This is a genomic window from Tropicibacter sp. S64 (assembly GCF_049803835.1).
GTDB lineage: Bacteria > Pseudomonadota > Alphaproteobacteria > Rhodobacterales > Rhodobacteraceae > Pacificoceanicola.
In genome coordinates, this window is sequence record NZ_JBNAGK010000009.1 from 2501 (window position 1) to 19690 (window position 17190).

Sequence of the window (17190 nt, forward strand, 5' to 3'; positions counted from 1 at the left end):
AGCCAGGTGCCATGCTCGGCCATTGGTGTAACGCCCCGGCGCTCAAGTAGCGAAGCGGTAGCGCATCAATCATGCCTTGCTCTTTCTGGATCAAATCAAGCGCGAGAAGGGCGTTTGGTGGATGCCTTGGCAGTAAGAGGCGATGAAGGACGTGATACTCTGCGATAAGTCATGGTTAGCCGAGAATAGGCTTTGATCCATGAATCTCCGAATGGGGCAACCCACCTGATACTCAGTTATTATTAGCCCTCGTGGTTATTGATAATTGGGTAAAACAGGTACTTATTACCTGAATACATAGGGTTTTAAGAGCAAACCCGGGGAACTGAAACATCTAAGTACCCGGAGGAAAGGACATCAATAGAGACTCCCCTAGTAGCGGCGAGCGAACGGGGACCAGCCGAGCCTTGAGAGTGACCAGAATGATCTGGAAAGATCAGCCATAGTGGGTGACAGCCCCGTATGGGAAGCTCGATGGGACGTATCAAGTAGGGCGGGACACGTGAAATCCTGTCTGAAGATCGGGGGACCACCCCCGAAGGCTAAGTACTCCTTACTGACCGATAGCGAACCAGTACCGTGAGGGAAAGGTGAAAAGCACCCCGACGAGGGGAGTGAAACAGTACCTGAAACCGGACGCCTACAAGCAGTCGGAGGGGCCTTGCGCCCTGACGGCGTACCTTTTGTATAATGGGTCATCGACTTGGTCTATCTAGCAAGCTTAAGCCGTTAGGTGTAGGCGCAGCGAAAGCGAGTCTTAATAGGGCGCATGAGTTAGATGGATCAGACCCGAAACCGAGTGATCTAGGCATGACCAGGATGAAGACAAGGTAACACTTGTTGGAGGTCCGAACCCACACCTGTTGAAAAAGGTCGGGATGAGTTGTGCCTAGGGGTGAAAGGCCAATCAAACTCGGAGATAGCTGGTTCTCTGCGAAATCTATTTAGGTAGAGCGTCATCCGAATACCCCGGGGGGTAGAGCACTGGATGGGTAATGGGGCCCCACAGGCTTACTGATCCTAACCAAACTCCGAATACCCGGGAGTACTAGATGGCAGACACACGGCGGATGCTAACGTCCGTCGTGAAGAGGGAAACAACCCTGACCTACAGCTAAGGCCCCCAATTCATGGCTAAGTGGGAAAGCAGGTGGGACGACCAAAACAACCAGGAGGTTGGCTTAGAAGCAGCCATCCTTTAAAGATAGCGTAACAGCTCACTGGTCTAAACAAGTTGTCCTGCGGCGAAGATGTAACGGGGCTCAAGCCATGAGCCGAAGCTTAGGATGCCGCAAGGCATGGTAGCAGAGCGTAGTGTGACATAGCACTTGTCTTTATTGCCGCACTTAGGAAGCTGGAGCATTAACGTGCTCAAGTAGCCGATAGGCGGTAGCACAAGACAAAGTGCTTTCTGTGAAGCCGGCGCGTGAGCGATCCGGTGGAGAGATCACTAGCGAGAATGATGACATGAGTAGCGACAAAGAGTGTGAGAGACACTCTCGCCGAAAGTCCAAGGGTTCCTGCTTAAAGCTAATCTGAGCAGGGTAAGCCGACCCCTAAGGCGAGGCCGAAAGGCGTAGTCGATGGGAACCAGGTTAATATTCCTGGGCCAGATGGAAGTGACGGATTGCGACTGTAGTTTGCCCTTATCGGATTGGGTGGGCTGCTGAGCGGTTCCTGGAAATAGCTCCATCATGAGATCGTACCCTAAACCGACACAGGTGGACTGGTAGAGAATACCAAGGCGCTTGAGAGAACGATGTTGAAGGAACTCGGCAAAATACCTCCGTAAGTTCGCGAGAAGGAGGCCCGGTTCCTAGGCAACTAGGGGCTGGGGGCACAAACCAGGGGGTGGCGACTGTTTACTAAAAACACAGGGCTCTGCGAAGTCGCAAGACGACGTATAGGGTCTGACGCCTGCCCGGTGCCTGAAGGTTAAAAGGAGGGGTGCAAGCTCTGAATTGAAGCCCAGGTAAACGGCGGCCGTAACTATAACGGTCCTAAGGTAGCGAAATTCCTTGTCGGGTAAGTTCCGACCTGCACGAATGGCGTAACGACTTCCCCGCTGTCTCCAACATCGACTCAGCGAAATTGAATTGCCGGTCAAGATGCCGGCTACCCGCGGTTAGACGGAAAGACCCCATGCACCTTCACTACAGCTTCGCACTGGCATCAGGCACAACATGTGCAGGATAGGTGGTAGGCTTTGAAACCGGGACGCCAGTCCCGGTGGAGCCATCCTTGAGATACCACCCTTGTTCTGCTTGATGTCTAACCGCGGTCCGTTATCCGGATCCGGGACCCTGCGTGGCGGGTAGTTTGACTGGGGCGGTCGCCTCCTAAAGCGTAACGGAGGCGCGCGAAGGTTGGCTCAGAGCGGTCGGAAATCGCTCGTTGAGTGCAATGGCAAAAGCCAGCCTGACTGCGAGACTGACAAGTCGAGCAGAGACGAAAGTCGGCCATAGTGATCCGGTGGTCCCAAGTGGGAGGGCCATCGCTCAACGGATAAAAGGTACGCTGGGGATAACAGGCTGATACTGCCCAAGAGTCCATATCGACGGCAGTGTTTGGCACCTCGATGTCGGCTCATCTCATCCTGGGGCTGGAGCAGGTCCCAAGGGTATGGCTGTTCGCCATTTAAAGAGGTACGTGAGCTGGGTTTAGAACGTCGTGAGACAGTTCGGTCCCTATCTGCCGTGGGTGTAGGATACTTGAGAGGAGTTGCCCCTAGTACGAGAGGACCGGGGTGAACGTTCCACTGGTGGACCTGTTGTTGCGCCAGCAGCAGTGCAGGGTAGCTATGAACGGACAGGATAACCGCTGAAGGCATCTAAGCGGGAAGCCCCCCTCAAAACAAGGTATCCCTGAGGACCGTGGTAGACCACCACGTCGATAGGCCGGAGATGTAAGCGCAGCAATGCGTTCAGTTGACCGGTACTAATGGTCCGATAGGCTTGATTTGATCCAGTAACAGCAAGGCTCAGCCAAGGTGGGTTGCAAACCCACCCTACATGTTACGGTTATCAAGAGCATACACCAAACGGTGTACAAGACTTGGATGACAGACGATGCACCCGGCATGACGGGCTGTGGGTTCTCGCGACACTTTTTAGCAAAAGTCCGCTGCCACCCACCCGCCGTGCCAAAGGCACGTCGTGATTGATCCCGATGCCCTGCAAGGGCATCCTCTGTATCTTCTCGGTTTGGTGGTCATAGCGACTGCAAAACACCCAGCTCCATTCCGAACCTGGCCGTTAAGTGCGTCCACGCCAATGGTACTGCGTCTCAAGACGTGGAAGAGTAGGTAACTGCCAAACCTAGCAGATACAGAACAAAATCTCTCGTTACGATGAATGACCTGCACAGCCCGTCCGGCATACCGCCGCGGCGGGTTTTGCATGTGCGCTCGATGGTTTTGTCACCACATCCTGCGCCCCGATCCGTCGCCGCTCTGGACTCGACTCCTCTTCTGGGCCATTGAGAAACCAGACAGGATTTGCCCACGGGGCATGCAGCACGGGACCGATATCATGGCAGATGGAACTTTCGCGGTATTGATGCTCATACTCGGGCTCACCGATATGAGCCGGAACTACTGCGGAACCGAGATCGGATGTTTCGGCAAGACCGAAACCACGCCGCATTTCGCCATTTCCGCGGGCACCGTGCTCGAACGCCGGGCGCAGCAGGCCGGAGAGATCTACGTGCGCTATGACCTCGGTACCAAGCGCGGGCCTTTCGGGCGGGCACTGGGTCTGTCGATCGGTGAACATGGGGAGACCTGGGTCGGCTTTGGTCAGACCTACAAGATCCAGCCGCAGGGCAGCCCGCTTTACGCCGAGTTGCACTCCATGCCGGGACTTTATTTCGACAATGGCGGATTCGACCTCGGTGGTCCCATCGAGTTCCGATCCGGGCTTGAGCTCGGTTACGAGAACCGGCAGGGATGGCGGTTCGGTCTCAGCTACGACCACCGTTCCAACGCGGGCATCTACGACAACAACCCCGGCATCGAGACCGTGCAGTTTCGGGTGAGTGTTCCGACCCGCTGAGTCGGCCATACGTTTCAGTTATAGGTTGCAGGATCGAGCCCTCGCTCGCGCATGATGCAAATTCGATCTGGATTTTGTTAACGCCTTGCGCAATAGTGCCGCCACGCAAACCTGGGCGCATGTTGTTGCTGCGGTTGCAAAATACACAAGAATTTGCGGCTTGACCTATGATCAAGCGGTGCGAGGGAGCAGGAAATTTGAACGCAAACACGCTTAGGTATACGCTGGTCGGAGTCGGCTTTGCCGTCGCCGTCGCGAGCTCGGCGAACGCCATGTCGGCGGTTCTTCCGGAGGCGGTCATCGCCCCTGTCGGCGCTGGGACGTCCAGCATCGCTTCGCCGATTTTCGACATCAATATCGTCTTCGGTGGCGGTCTGACATCCAGTCAGCAGGCGGTCTTCACCGCTGCGGAATACTTCTGGGAAAGCATGATCACCGGCTACCAGATTGCCTTTACCGATGGCAGTTCGCTTGTCACCGGGCCGACGATCACGGCGCAGGGGGCTGCCATTGATGGTGCTGGCGGGACGAATGGGAACGTCCTCGGTCAGGCGGGTCCGAATACTGCCTACGTCGTGTCGGACGGGACCAATTCCTTCGCCTATACCGCGACAGGGACCATGACGTTCGATACCTACGATCTGCCGGACATGGAAGCCAGCGGGACTTTCTTCGATGTAATCGTCCATGAAATGGGCCATGTTTTGGGCTTCGGGACGCTGTGGAATACCAACAGCTTTGGTGGAGTCTTTGCCGGAACGCAGAGCGTCTATACCAACGGCACGGGTCAATATACCGGCGCTTACGGCGTTACGGCGTATAACGCGGAGTTCGGCAATACCGATGCGTTTGTCCCGGTAGAACTCGACGGTGGCACGGGCACCGCGAACGGCCATTGGGACGAAGTCAACTTCGCGGGCGGGTCGCTTGATCTAATGACCGGCTTCATCGGCAGCCCGAACGGGTCGGCGGACGCGCCGTTTGCTGCGGTCACCCTATCCGCCACGACCATCGCGTCGTTCGCCGATATCGGCTACACCACCGTCGTGACCCATGCGATTGCGCCGGTGCCGCTTCCGGCGGGGCTCGGTCTCGGGCTGATGGCACTGGGTGGTCTGTTCGGCGTCACCCGCCGCCGCAAGGGCGCGGTTTGATCGCACCGCCCCGATACATGAGACCGTTTGTCGTCGCGTCGGTGTTTTGGCTCGCCGCGGCGACGGGCTGTGTTGCGGCCTGTTCGGTGCCGCAGGACGCGCAGCAACAAGTCATCCTGCGTTTCGACGTCACCGATATGGGGGCAATGGGGGATGTGCCACTGCTCACGCTGCGGGCCGATGGCCATGTCGCCGTTCCGCTTCGCGGCGAGATCCGAGAGGGCAGGTTGCCCGAAACAGAGGTGCAGGACCTCCTCGATGCGATGGTTTCCGATGGCGTGCTGGACCTGACGACAGAGCAAATTGCCGACGCGCTGGCCCCGCAGTCCACGGGTGGCGGGCAGGTTGCCTTGCCTGGACTTATCGCTGACGGCGCGACGAGCTACATCAGCCTCGATATGCCGGGCTGCCGGGTGTCGCTGTCGGCACCCGACAGCGCCCTGAACAGCCTGGCGCACCCCGATGCCGCGCCGTTGCAGGCCTTCCGGCGCAGCGAATTGCGCCTACTCGACATCGTCATGCGATTGCAACGCGGCTGACGCTTGACAGGCCCGCGGGCCTGCGGCACCTGACCGGGCAGGGGGCGGCCATGAATATCTGTGCATTGACGATGGTTTATCGCGATCACTGGGCGCTGTCCCGGTGGTATGCGCATCACGCGGGGCAGCTTGGGGCCGAAAATCTCTTCATCGTGGCCCATGGGCCCGACCCAAAGATCTCCGAGCTCTGCCCCGGGGCGTCCGTTCTGACCATCCCCCGCGACGGCTTCGCACATTTCGACCGCAGCCGGGCAGCGATGCTGAACGGGTTCCACGCGGGCCTGAGCGAAAGCTACGATTGGGTGATCCGGACCGATGCGGACGAGCTGATCTGTTTCGATCCGGACCGATACGCCAGCCTGCCGGAGGCCATCGCCACCCATGCGGACAACCCGGTGCTGACCGCGCTTGGCTTCGACCTCGTCGAGACACCCGGCGAGGCGCCCCTGACCGCCGCCCCGGTCCTGGCCGAGCGCCGTAACCTCTCGTTTTCGGGGCATTATTCAAAGGCCGTGGCGGCGCGACGGGCGATGGATTTTGTCCTGCACGGGGTGCGCGTCGCGCCGCGTCGGCTGGCGACGTTCCCGTTCCTGATGCCGCCGGGGTTGTACCTCGCGCATCTGAAGTACGCCAACGCCGCGGTGCTGTCCGAGGTCAACGCGGTGCGCATGGCGGTGGGGAACGCCGAGGCCCCGGGGGTGCCGGGGGCCGGGTGGAAGGACGCCGACGCCGACGCCACGCGGTTCTTCGACACCTTTCTCGCCAAGCCAGTCCTGCCGTGGGCCGAGGCCGAGGCACAGGCTTATGCCACGCTCTCGGTCAAGCCGGCCCGGCTGGAGAAGGGCAATATCGTCAAGACCCGCGCACTGAAACTGCCGTGGCGGACCGAATTGCCCGCCCGCTTCGGCGCGCAAGGGTGAAATCAGGACCCGTCCATGCTCGATACAATGACCTCTCTGCTGCCGATCTATGCGCTGCTCGCGCTCGGGGCCATCGCCATCAGGACGCGGCTTGTCGCGCCGGACGCCCTGCCGCATCTGAGCCGCTTCGTGCTGGTGATCTGCATGCCGGTGATCGTCGCCTCCGCCGTGATGCGCGCCGGGGACCTCAGTGATTTCAACTGGCCGTTCATCCTCGGATACGGGCTGGCGGGGCTTCTGACGTTTCTGCTCGGCAGCGTCGTCATGGCGCGGCTTTTCGGCATGCCGGGTCCCATGGCCGCGATGATGGGCCTGGGGGTCTGCAGTTCCAACTCGATCTTTCTCGGCTATCCGATTGGCGGCGTTCTGTTTCCGGAACAGGTGGATGTCGTCTTTTCCTGGATCATCGTGGCAGAGAACCTGATCGTCCTGCCCGTGGCGATCATCGTCGCAGAGGCGCTGGCCGGGGAAAAGGGCCGGGGTGTTGGTCTCTCGATGCGGCAGACTTTCGGCCAGATGCTGCGTTCGCCGGTGCTGATCGGGCTTGTCGCGGGGCTGCTGATCGGCGGGCTGCATCTGCCGGTGACAGGCCCGGTCGAGGCGACACGGGGTTTGATCGCCGCGGCCGCGCCGCTCGTCTCGCTGTTCTTCATCGGCGGGACGGTTGCGATCACCTCCATGCGGTCGCGCGGCGGGCCTGTGCTTGTCATCGCGCTCGGCAAGCTGGTGATCCATCCGGCCATCGCTCTGGCGGTGCTTGCGGCGATGCCGGGTGTGTCGCTCGACTATGTCGCGATCGGGGCGGTCTTTGCCGCCATGCCGATGATCGCCATCTTCCCGATCCTCGCCTCGCGGTTCGGCGCGTCGGACCTGGCCTCCTCGGCCCTCGTCTTTACGACCCTGCTGGGCGGGGTCACGGTCAGCGCGCTGGCCATCTTCATGTGATGCGCGAAGTTTGGCGCGCAAGTTTCTGAAATAAATGAAAAGGGCGGACAACGCCGCCCTTCGTCCTGCAGCGCTACCCCTTGAGGGCCCGGTTCAGGTTGGCGTCGACCTTCTCAAGGAAGCCCATCGTGGTCAGCCACCCCTGGTCCGGCCCGACCAGAAGCGCCAGGTCCTTGGTCATGTGGCCCGATTCCACCGTCTCGACCACCACGCGTTCCAGCGTTTCGGCGAAGCCGCGCAGGGCCTCGTTGCCATCGAGCTTGGCGCGGTGCTTCAGGCCCCCTGTCCAGGCATAGATCGAGGCGATGGAGTTGGTCGAGGTCGCCTCGCCCTTCTGATGCTGGCGGTAGTGCCGTGTCACCGTGCCATGCGCGGCCTCCGCCTCCACGATCTTGCCGTCCGGCGTCATCAACTGCGACGCCATCATGCCCAGCGAGCCGAAGCCCTGCGCGACGGTGTCCGACTGCACGTCGCCATCGTAATTCTTGCAAGCCCAGACGAATTTTCCGTTCCATTTCAACGCGCAGGCCACCATGTCGTCGATCAGGCGGTGCTCGTACCAGATGCCCGCCGCCTTGAACTTATCAGCAAACTCCGCCTCGTAGATCTCCTGGAACAGGTCCTTGAACCGGCCGTCATAGGCCTTGAGAATCGTGTTCTTCGTCGACAGGTAGACCGGCCAGCCGATGTTCAGGCCATAATTCAGCGAGGCGCGGGCGAAATCGCGAATCGAGTCGTCGAGGTTGTACATGCCCATGTAGACCCCGGCGCTCGGCGCGTCGTAGACCTCGCGCTCGATCACCGTGCCGTCCTCGCCGACGAATTTCATCGACAATTTTCCCTTTCCGGGGAAGGTGAAATCCGTCGCCTTGTACTGATCGCCGAAGGCATGGCGCCCGACCACGATCGGATCGGTCCAGCCCGGCACGAGGCGCGGCACGTTGCGGCAGATGATCGGCTGACGAAAGACCACGCCGCCCAGGATGTTGCGGATGGTCCCGTTCGGAGAGCGCCACATCTTCTTCAGGCCGAATTCCTCGACCCGGGCCTCGTCCGGCGTGATCGTCGCGCATTTCACCGCGACACCCACCTCTTTCGTCTTTTCGGCGGCGTCGATGGTGATCTGGTCCTCGGTCCGGTCGCGTTCCTGGATGCTGAGGTCATAGTAGAGCAGATCGACGTCCAGGTAGGGCTCGATCAGCTTTTTCTTGATGAAATCCCACATGATGCGGGTCATCTCATCCCCGTCCATCTCGACAATCGGGTTGTCGACCTTGATCTTCGTCATCGCCTCGTCCTCTGGCTGGCTGTCACGGCCCGGTCTACTGCATTTTCCGCGATACCGCAATTTCTGTATGCATTGGTATACAGTATTGGGTCATTTTTCATCAAATACCGCGAAACTGTGAATCCGAAACTAACGGTTTCGAAAAGGGCCCGGGATAACAACGGTTGCATGAAACGGATCGCAAAAGACCTTCCTGATCTTTGCATGGCGCTGGCCGCCCTGCTCGTGGCGGGATTCTGGGCAATTCAGAGCCTTTTCGGCCCGTTCGTCAGCGGTGCCGGTACGCCGGTGCTCGTGGTCGCGGCGCCCTGGGGGCCGGGTGCGGCGCGGCTGGTGGAACGGGGCGGCGGGCATCTGGTCGGGCCGGGTCAGGCCCTGTTCGGGGCCATTGCGACATTCGATGATCCGGACCCCCGCGCGCGGTTGCACGGGCTCGGGGCCTGGCTGGTCCGCGACGGGACTTTTCTCGCGGCGTTTTGTGGGGTTGGACAGACATGAGTACTCTTGAAAAGCGGAAATCCCAGGAAGAGGCGGGTCGCGCGATTCTCGTGCTGGCGTTTGGCATGGTCGTGTTGCAGGCGATTTCGGACCTGATGATCCGCGGCAGCCTGGGGATCGACAGCGGGGCAGTGGTGCTTCTGGCGCTGTTTTCGGCGGTTGCGGTGCGGCGACGGTCGCGGCTTGCCGCGGATGTGATCGCCGTTTGCCTCATCGGGCAGGCCATCGTGATGACGGCGTCCTTCCGTGGCCACCCCTGGCAACTCGACACACATATGATCTACTTCGTCATGCTTGCGGGGATTTCCACGCTGGGCAGCATGCGAGCGCTGGTGGTCGGTGCCGCAGTCACGGCGGTGCATCACCTTGGCCTGACCGTCGTGATGCCATCGCTGGTCTATCCTTCCGCGGATTTCATGGAGGACCTGCTGCGGACGGCGCTGCATGGCGGACTCGTCGTGTTCGAAACCGGCGTGCTGCTGCTGTCCATGGTGCGCGACCGGCGCATGGTCCGGCAGATCACCGAACAGAAGGAAACCCTGGCCGATCAGTCCCATCGTGCGGAGATTGCGGAGGCCCGGGCGCATCGGATGATGGCGGAGGCGGAGCAGGTGGTCGGCATCCTGCGTGCCAAGCTGCATCAACTTGCGGGCCGCGACCTCGGGTGCCACATCACCGAGGATGTGCCGGAGGCGTTCTCGGACCTGCTGGCCGATTTCAACCTCGCGGTGGAACAGCTTGACGCGGCGCTGTGCAAGGCAAAATCCATGGCGCAAGGCTTCGACGGCGAGGCTCGACTGCTCGGCACGCTCCTCGCCGATCTGGAAACCGGTACACATGGTCAGGCGCAGGGTCTCGCCGACCAGTCCGAGCAGATCCGGCAACTGGGGGCCCGTCTCGGCGAGTCCGCCGCGCAGGCGCAGCGGGCGTCCGAGCGCATGGCGACCACCCGCAGCGAGGCCGATCAGGGCGGGGAGATCACCCGTCAGGCGATTGCCGCGATGGAGCGCATCGAGAAAAGCTCGGGCGAGGTCGGCAATATCATGGATCTGATCGACGACATTGCTTTTCAGATCAACCTGTTGTCGCTCAACGCCGGGGTCGAGGCGGCTCGCGCCGGGGAAAGCGGACGCGGCTTCGCGGTGGTGGCTGGGGAGGTCCAGGCGCTCTCCATGCGGACGGCTGAGGCCGCACGCGGGGTCAAGGACCTGATTTCAAGCTCCGAGGAGGAGGTCGCCTCTGGCGTGCGTCTTGTGCATGAGGCGGGACGGCGTCTGGCGACGATCGTCGCGCATGTGCAGGACGTGAGCACCCTGGTCGAAGGCATCCGGGTCGACGCGGGAAGCCGGGTCGACGAGATGAGCGACCTGTCCGCGCAGATGGTGACGCTCGATACGGAGGCCCAGAAGATCATCGGGCAGAGCGCCGAGATGACCGCCGCCGGACAGCGCGTACAGAGCCACGCGAACGAACTTTCGCGGGTTCTGGGCGAGTTCACCGTGTCCGCTCCCGCCGAGGCGCGGCACGCCCGGAGGGCCTGACCCCGGCGCTGCTGTCACGGGGTGGTCACGGCGCGTTCGAGGCGGCGCATCCTGTGCAGCGCGACCAAGGCGCCGATCACCTGCAGCAGGATGCCGATCGCCACCGGGACCGGGGTTCCGTCGAACGCCAGGCTGACCGGCACCGCGAGGATCACCGCGCCGACGGTGGACAATGCGCCGATCACCGAGGCTGCGAGGCCCGCGATATGGCCGACGGGCTCCATGGCGAGGGCGTTGAGGTTGCCAAGCGTCAGGCCCGCCTGGAAGAACACGCCGACCTGCCAGACGACGAAGGCATAGAACAGCGCATCGCCGGACAGGCCGACGGCAAACAGGCAAAGGATCGCAAGGGTCAGACCTACCTGCGCGATGAGCATGGCCGTCACCAGCAGGCGCATCCCGAGGCGCATGACAAGCGCGGCATTGAGGAAACTCGCGGAGCTTGCGGCGATGGCGATGGCGCCAAACCACAGGGGGAAGGTCTCGGCCCGACCGAAGAACCCGTCATAGACCGGCTGGACCGTCGAGATCATGGAAAACAGCACGCCATAGCAGAAGGCCTGCGCGACGATTGACAGGCGTACCATCGGCAGCGCCATCATCTCGGTCAGCGCCGCCCGCAGCTGTGCCACCCGGAAGGGCATCCGGTTCTCCGGCTCCAGCGTTTCCGGCAGGCGGACGGCGAGCCAGCCCGACACCACGAAAGAGAAGACCGCGAAGGCGAGGAACACCGCGTGCCAGCCGCCGAGCGCAACGAGTTGCGATCCCAGCAGCGGCGCGATCGCGGGCACCAGGGTAAAGACGATCATGACAAAGGACATGATCTGCGCCATGCCGCGCCCGGCATAGCGGTCGCGCACGATGGCCAGCGCGACGACGCGCGGCGCGGCGGCGCCAAGCCCCTGGAAGAATCGCGCGATCAGGACCGCTTCGAGGCTCTGCGCCCAGAGTGCCGCCGTGGCGCAGAGGATGTAGAGCAGGGACCCGCCGAGCAGAACCGGCTTGCGCCCGAAGGCATCCGACAGCGGGCCGGTGAACAGGGTGCCGATACCCATGCCGAGCACGAACATGGTCACGATCAACTGCACCCGGTTCGGCGCATCGGGAGAGAATTCCGCCGTCAACTCGGGCAACGCCGGCAACATCGCGTCGATCGCGAAGGCGATGGTGGCGATGGTCATCGCGACGATCGCGATGAACTCACCCTTTTTCGGGAAATTGGCCATGGTGCCCTCGGGGATTCTGGTGCGGGGGCGGCAATGCCCGGCGCACCCGCCCGCTCTACACGCCGTGTCCCGGGTTGAAAAGTTCGTATGCGCACAGTCAGGGCGCCGTATAGGCACCAACCCGAGAATTCGGCGCAGAAATCACCGCGCCGGCGGATCGTCCTCGTTGGCGGCAGGCTCGTCGCTGCCGAGCTGCGCGATCAGCCACTCCGTGTGCTCCTCCCGCTTGCGCATGGCGAACAGGCCGAACTGCTGGATCGCCGCCGCGAAGATGCCCAGCCCCAGCAGGATGAACACTGTCGTGCCGATCTTGCCGAGTGCGGTGGCTGGCACGAGGTTGCCATAGCCGACGGTGGAAATGGTGACCACGGTGAAGAAGTAGCTGTCGAGCCAGCTCCAGCCCTCGACGACCCGGAAGAAGACCGTGCCGCCCAGGATGATCGCCAGGAGTGTGACGATCAGGGTGAGAACCTTGCCGCCGCGTTTCATGGTCAAGTCTGCGCCGGTCCGGTCAGGAGCTCGTCGATGACCTGCGCCCAGAGCTCGGGCGGCTGTGCGCCGGGCACCGCGTGCTGCTGCGCCACGATGAAGGTCGGCACCGAGGTGATCCCCATGCCGCGGGCCGCCGCGTCGCGCTCGAATATCTCGCGCCGGTCCTCCTCGGTGGCCAGCAGGCGCAGCACCAGCGCCGCGTCCATGCCGTTGCCGTCGGCGATGTCGGCCAGGACCTCCGGGTCGCCGATGTCGCGGCCGTCGACGAAATAGGCGCGGAACAGGGCCGAGACCACCGGCGTCTGCACGCCCTCCATCTCCGCCCAGTGGATCAGCCGATGCGCATCGACCGTGGACGGTGTCGTCCGGATCGCATCGAGGTTGATCTTCACCCCGGCCTGCTGCGCGTGCTCGGTCACCGGCAGATAGGCCCGCACCGCGCCGTCCTGCCCGCCGAATTTCGTCTCGAGATAGTCGCGCCGGTCCATGCCGCCCTTCGGCATGTCCGGATTGAGCATGAACGGCAGCCAGCGCACCCGGAACGGATGATCGGGCCGCGCCTCCAGGGCGCGGTCGAGGTTGGCCTTGCCGATGTAGCACCACGGGCAGATCGGGTCCGAGAAGATATCAAGCTGGATCATGGGTTTCCCTTCGTTGCCCCGGCTATAGTCGGAATTGCGGGGGATTGCGAGGGTCTGGCCGGTCTCAGAACTGCTCTTTCAACCGCTGCCGCTGCAGCTTTCCATTGGGGTTGCGCGGCAGGGTGTCGACGTGGATCCATGCCCGGGGCTGCTTGTAGCGGGCGATGCGCGCCTCCGCCGCGGCCTTCAGGGCCTCCTCTTCCAGCGCGGTTTCGGCGGTGTAGAAGGCGGCGATGACGCGGACGCCGGGTTTGACCTCCACGTCCGTGACGGCGATTTCCGTGATGCCCGGCAGGCCGGCCAGCGCGGCCTCGACCTCCAGCGGCGAGACACGGTATCCGCCGGCGTTCATCATGTCGTCGGAGCGACCGAGGTAGCGGATCTGTCCGGCCTCGTCCATCACGCCCTTGTCGCCGCTCAGAAACCAGTCGCCCGCGAATTTCTCCGCCGTGGCCTCCGGTGCGCCGATGTAGCCGAGCATCAACCCCGGATCGTCCCGGTGTACGGCGATGACGCCTTCCTCGCCGAGCGGAACCGGCGTCCCGCTCTCGTCGACCAGCGCGACATGGCGGCCCCGCTGCGGCGCGCCGAGGGCGCCGGGTGCATTGGGGCGGGCCGGGGCGGAGGAGATGAAGGTCGAGCACTCCGACATGCCGTAGGCCTCGTAGATTTCGCCGCCCGTGGCGTCGCGCCAGGCCTCCCGCACACTGTCGGGCAGCTTTTCTCCGGCGGCCAGCCCGTGCCGCAGCTTCGGCATCGAGGCCAGCGGGAATTTCAGCATCTGCCGGTAAACCCCCGGCGCGGCGGCGAAAATCGTGGCGTCGTTGCGCTTGAGCAGGAGGCCGAGTTGCGCGGCGTCGGTGCCTGCCGCGGGGATCAGCGCCGTGGCGCCCATGGTCCAGGGGTCCATCAGCCCGGTGCCGAGAGTGAAGGTCCAGTTGAACGCACCCGCGTGCAGCAGCCGGTCGGTGCTCTGCAACCCGTACCAGCCCTCCATCATCATCTGCCGGGCCCAGATCGCGCGGTGGGCATGACCCACGGCGCGGGGCGTGCCGGAGGTGCCGGAGGTGTAGACGATATAGGCGAGCCGCTCCGGATCGCCGAGATCGTAGTCCGCCGGGGGCAACCCGTGCCAGGCTTCGTAGTCCTGCGGTCCGAATGTCGGCACATCAGTCTCGGGGCAGGGCACGCCGTCCCCGCGCAGGATCGCTTTCGGGGTCAGATGCTGCACGATTTTGGTCACTTCGGGCACGGTCAGCTGTGATGAGGTCGGAACCGGCACGATTCCGGCCGCAATCGCGCCGAGATAGGCAATCGGGAAATCCACCGTATTGCCAAGCCGCATCAGTACGATGTCCCCGGGTTTGAGCCCCGCCTGCCGTAGTCCCGTTGCGGTGCCGCGCACCGCTGCGATGAGACGCGCATAGGACCAGCGTTCCGCGCCGGTCGGTTTCAGGATTGCGAGGGCAATCTTGTCCGGTGTCGCGGCACCGGCGGCGAGCACATGGGCGGCGAGGTTGAAGGGCGCGGGGCAGGGGGCAAAGGCCCCCTCGAAAAAGAGAGATACCATGACCGCAAGGCTTAGGCCCACCGCCCCATGCTTGCAAGGGGCCGGGGCGGGCCCTATAGGCTAGGTGCATGACAAAAGACCCCAAATCCCTGATCCGCATCGCGCGCAGTTCCGGCCACGAGCACGGCGCGGAGCCGCTGGACCTCGGCCAGCGTGTGCGCGAGTTGCGCAAGGAAAAGGCCTGGACGCTGGAACAGGCGGCGCGGCAGGCAGGGCTCGCCCGGTCGACGCTCTCGAAGATCGAAAACGGCCAGATGTCCCCGACCTATGACGCGCTCAAGAAGCTCGCCGTGGGCCTGCAGATTTCGGTGCCGCAGCTGTTCACCCCGCCGCAGCAGGAGAAGGTCAACGGCCGCATGACCGTGACCCGGAGCGGCGATGGCCAGAGCCACGCCACGGCGACCTACGAGCACGAATTGCTGGCCGAGACGCTGACGCGCAAGAAGATGCTGCCCTACCGTGCCCGCGTCCGCGCCCGCGCCATGGACGAGTTTGACGGCTGGGTGCGCCACGACGGCGAGGAATTCCTCTACGTCCTGACCGGCGTGATCCGGCTATACACGGAGTTCTACGAACCCGTGGAGATGAAGCGCGGAGACAGCGCCTATTACGACAGCACCATGGGCCACAACGTCATTTCGGTCAGCGAGGAGGATGCGACGATCCTCTGGGTCACCTCGCTGGTCTGACAGCCGGGCCTCAACCGCAGGAGGCGTCCCGAACCTGCGCACTCAGACGTTCGAGCCCGAGGAAATCCTGCAACTCCTCCCGGGCTTCCAGGACGGTCAGGTCATGGCGCTCCGCAAGGTGGCGACTCAGCCCGCCGTGATCCTCCACGAGGCGGGCCAGCTTGCTCTCATCCACAAGCGGAAACCGGCGTTGCAGCCGGGCCAGAAAGTCGGGGGTCAGCACGTTTGACTCGGGAAGTACCATCTACACGTCTCCTTCTCGCTGGAGACGGATGCTGCGGGCAAATTCTGAACAAAAGATGAAGGCCGGGGCATGTTCCCCGGCCTTCCTGCCCCGATTTGGCAGAAAACTCTACCGTTCCGGCAGCAGGCCCCTTGGGCTGAACCGCAGGACCAGCAGCAGGATCACCCCCATGGTGAGCAGCCGCAAGTGCTGTGCGCTGTCCTGCAGGTGCGCCTTGATCGCGGAACCGTCGGCCATGCCGGAGGTGATCACATCCATCAGCCATTGCCCCATGGGCTCCACCTGCACCCAGAGGAACCAGATCAGGAACCCGCCGAGCACCGCGCCGAGGTTGTTGCCGGAGCCGCCGACGATAACCATCACCCAGATCAGGAAGGTATAGCGCAGCGGCTGGTAGGTGCCGGGGGTCAGCTGGCCGTCGAGGGTGGTCATCATCGCCCCGGCAATGCCGCAGATCGCGCTGCCGAGGATGAAGACCTGCAAATGCCGGAAGGTCACGTCCTTGCCCATGGCGCGGGCGGAGACCTCGTTGTCGCGGATCGCCCGCATCATCCGCCCCCAGGGCGAGTTCAGCGCCAGTTGCGCCAGAACCAGCAGGACGATCAGCACGGCGGCGAAGAGCAGCGAATAGCCGAGTTTCACCGTCAGCGTGGACGCGGTCGTCGGATCGAGCCCGAAGCCCGCCGCCGTCTCCACGAACCCGGGATCGTTCTGCAGGTCCACCTCGTAGGGCACGGGCCGGGGCAGGCCGATCACGTTCTTGACCCCACGCGCCAGCCAGTCCTCGTTCTTCATAACGGCGATGACGATCTCCGCGATGCCGAGCGTGGCGATGGCGAGATAGTCGGAGCGCAGGCCGAGCGCCGTCTTGCCGATCACCCAGGCCGCCCCCGCCGCCAGCAACCCGCCCATCGGCCAGGCCAGCAGGACCGGCAGATTGAGGCCGCCGAGATTGCCCTGCAGCGCTGGATTGACCGCCTCGACCGCCTCGACACCGGGATCGAAGACCCAGCGGAACACGAAGAAACCGATGACGAGCACCGCCGCGGTGAGCCAGCCGTTCCGCATCCGGCCCCAGACCAGCACCGCCGCCACGACCGTTGCCGCGCCGAGGACCAGACCCAGCATCACCCGCAGGCCGCCCGCCGCCCAGGCCTCGCCAACCGGCGCGGTGGAGGTCAGCACCACCGCCAGCCCGCCCAAAGCGACAAACCCCATGATCCCGACGTTGAACAGCCCGGCGATGCCCCATTGCAGGTTCACCCCCAGAGCCATCACCGCGCTCACCAGACCCATGTTCAGGATCAAGAGCGCCGCATTCCAGCTCTGCAGCACCCCGGTGCCCACGATCAGCAGCGCTACAGCCGCGAAAAGTCCAATCGTCCGCATGG

Annotated in this window: 15 protein-coding genes and 2 rRNA genes; 10 read left to right on the forward strand and 7 right to left on the reverse strand. The window is 63.0% G+C overall.

Going from position 1 to position 17190, the window contains the following annotated elements:
* Positions 1–93: 93 nt before the first annotated feature.
* From ACP159_RS14725 to ACP159_RS14755, 7 genes are all read left to right on the forward strand, one after another.
* A 23S ribosomal RNA gene (locus tag ACP159_RS14725) occupies positions 94–2962 on the forward strand.
* Between the two features lie 240 nt (positions 2963–3202).
* Positions 3203–3317 (forward strand): 5S ribosomal RNA (gene rrf, locus ACP159_RS14730).
* 213 nt (positions 3318–3530) lie between these two features.
* Positions 3531–4052, forward strand: a complete 522-nt coding sequence (locus ACP159_RS14735) for an acyloxyacyl hydrolase (protein ID WP_425100487.1) — start codon at positions 3531–3533, stop codon at positions 4050–4052.
* 197 nt (positions 4053–4249) lie between these two features.
* Entirely contained in the window at positions 4250–5206 is a 957-nt protein-coding gene (locus ACP159_RS14740) for a hypothetical protein (RefSeq protein ID WP_425100488.1), read from the forward strand.
* Positions 5207–5223: 17 nt separating this feature from the next.
* On the forward strand, positions 5224–5745 hold the full coding sequence (locus ACP159_RS14745) for a hypothetical protein (RefSeq protein ID WP_425100489.1): 522 nt from the start codon (positions 5224–5226) through the stop codon (positions 5743–5745).
* A gap of 50 nt (positions 5746–5795) precedes the next feature.
* Positions 5796–6665: a glycosyltransferase family 2 protein gene (locus ACP159_RS14750; protein ID WP_425100490.1), complete on the forward strand. Its 870-nt coding sequence runs from the start codon at positions 5796–5798 to the stop codon at positions 6663–6665.
* A gap of 15 nt (positions 6666–6680) precedes the next feature.
* Entirely contained in the window at positions 6681–7610 is a 930-nt protein-coding gene (locus ACP159_RS14755) for an AEC family transporter (protein ID WP_425100491.1), read from the forward strand.
* 73 nt (positions 7611–7683) lie between these two features.
* Here ACP159_RS14755 and ACP159_RS14760 read toward each other — a convergent pair whose 3' ends face one another.
* Entirely contained in the window at positions 7684–8898 is a 1215-nt protein-coding gene (locus ACP159_RS14760) for an NADP-dependent isocitrate dehydrogenase (RefSeq protein WP_425100492.1), read from the reverse strand.
* 168 nt (positions 8899–9066) lie between these two features.
* Here ACP159_RS14760 and ACP159_RS14765 point away from each other — a divergent pair, with 168 nt between their 5' ends.
* Positions 9067–9396 carry a hypothetical protein gene (locus ACP159_RS14765; RefSeq protein ID WP_425100493.1) on the forward strand — a complete coding sequence of 110 codons (330 nt, stop codon included), beginning with the start codon at positions 9067–9069 and terminating at the stop codon, positions 9394–9396.
* Positions 9393–10937, forward strand: a complete 1545-nt coding sequence (locus tag ACP159_RS14770) for a methyl-accepting chemotaxis protein (protein WP_425100494.1) — start codon at positions 9393–9395, stop codon at positions 10935–10937. The genes ACP159_RS14765 and ACP159_RS14770 overlap by 4 nt, the downstream gene beginning before the upstream one ends.
* A gap of 14 nt (positions 10938–10951) precedes the next feature.
* On the opposite strand, the gene ACP159_RS14775 is transcribed toward ACP159_RS14770, so the two are convergent.
* The 4 genes from ACP159_RS14775 to ACP159_RS14790 all read right to left on the reverse strand — a co-directional run bounded on the left by ACP159_RS14775 (position 10952) and on the right by ACP159_RS14790 (position 14866).
* Positions 10952–12163 carry a multidrug effflux MFS transporter gene (locus ACP159_RS14775; protein ID WP_425100495.1) on the reverse strand — a complete coding sequence of 404 codons (1212 nt, stop codon included), beginning with the start codon at positions 12161–12163 and terminating at the stop codon, positions 10952–10954.
* Positions 12164–12304: 141 nt separating this feature from the next.
* The gene (locus ACP159_RS14780) at positions 12305–12652 is read right to left on the reverse strand and encodes a potassium channel family protein (RefSeq protein ID WP_425100707.1); all 348 of its coding nucleotides are present in this window, start codon (positions 12650–12652) and stop codon (positions 12305–12307) included.
* A gap of 2 nt (positions 12653–12654) precedes the next feature.
* Positions 12655–13296 (reverse strand): DsbA family oxidoreductase, encoded by a 642-nt coding sequence (locus tag ACP159_RS14785; protein WP_425100496.1) that lies wholly within the window; start codon positions 13294–13296, stop codon positions 12655–12657.
* Positions 13297–13360: 64 nt separating this feature from the next.
* Positions 13361–14866 (reverse strand): class I adenylate-forming enzyme family protein, encoded by a 1506-nt coding sequence (locus ACP159_RS14790; RefSeq protein ID WP_425100497.1) that lies wholly within the window; start codon positions 14864–14866, stop codon positions 13361–13363.
* 68 nt (positions 14867–14934) lie between these two features.
* Here ACP159_RS14790 and ACP159_RS14795 point away from each other — a divergent pair, with 68 nt between their 5' ends.
* The gene (locus ACP159_RS14795) at positions 14935–15555 is read left to right on the forward strand and encodes a helix-turn-helix domain-containing protein (RefSeq protein WP_425100498.1); all 621 of its coding nucleotides are present in this window, start codon (positions 14935–14937) and stop codon (positions 15553–15555) included.
* 10 nt (positions 15556–15565) lie between these two features.
* On the opposite strand, the gene ACP159_RS14800 is transcribed toward ACP159_RS14795, so the two are convergent.
* The gene (locus ACP159_RS14800; protein ID WP_425100499.1) at positions 15566–15799 is read right to left on the reverse strand and encodes a hypothetical protein; all 234 of its coding nucleotides are present in this window, start codon (positions 15797–15799) and stop codon (positions 15566–15568) included.
* Between the two features lie 108 nt (positions 15800–15907).
* Entirely contained in the window at positions 15908–17188 is a 1281-nt protein-coding gene (locus ACP159_RS14805; RefSeq protein ID WP_425100500.1) for a branched-chain amino acid ABC transporter permease, read from the reverse strand.
* Positions 17189–17190 lie beyond the last annotated feature (2 nt).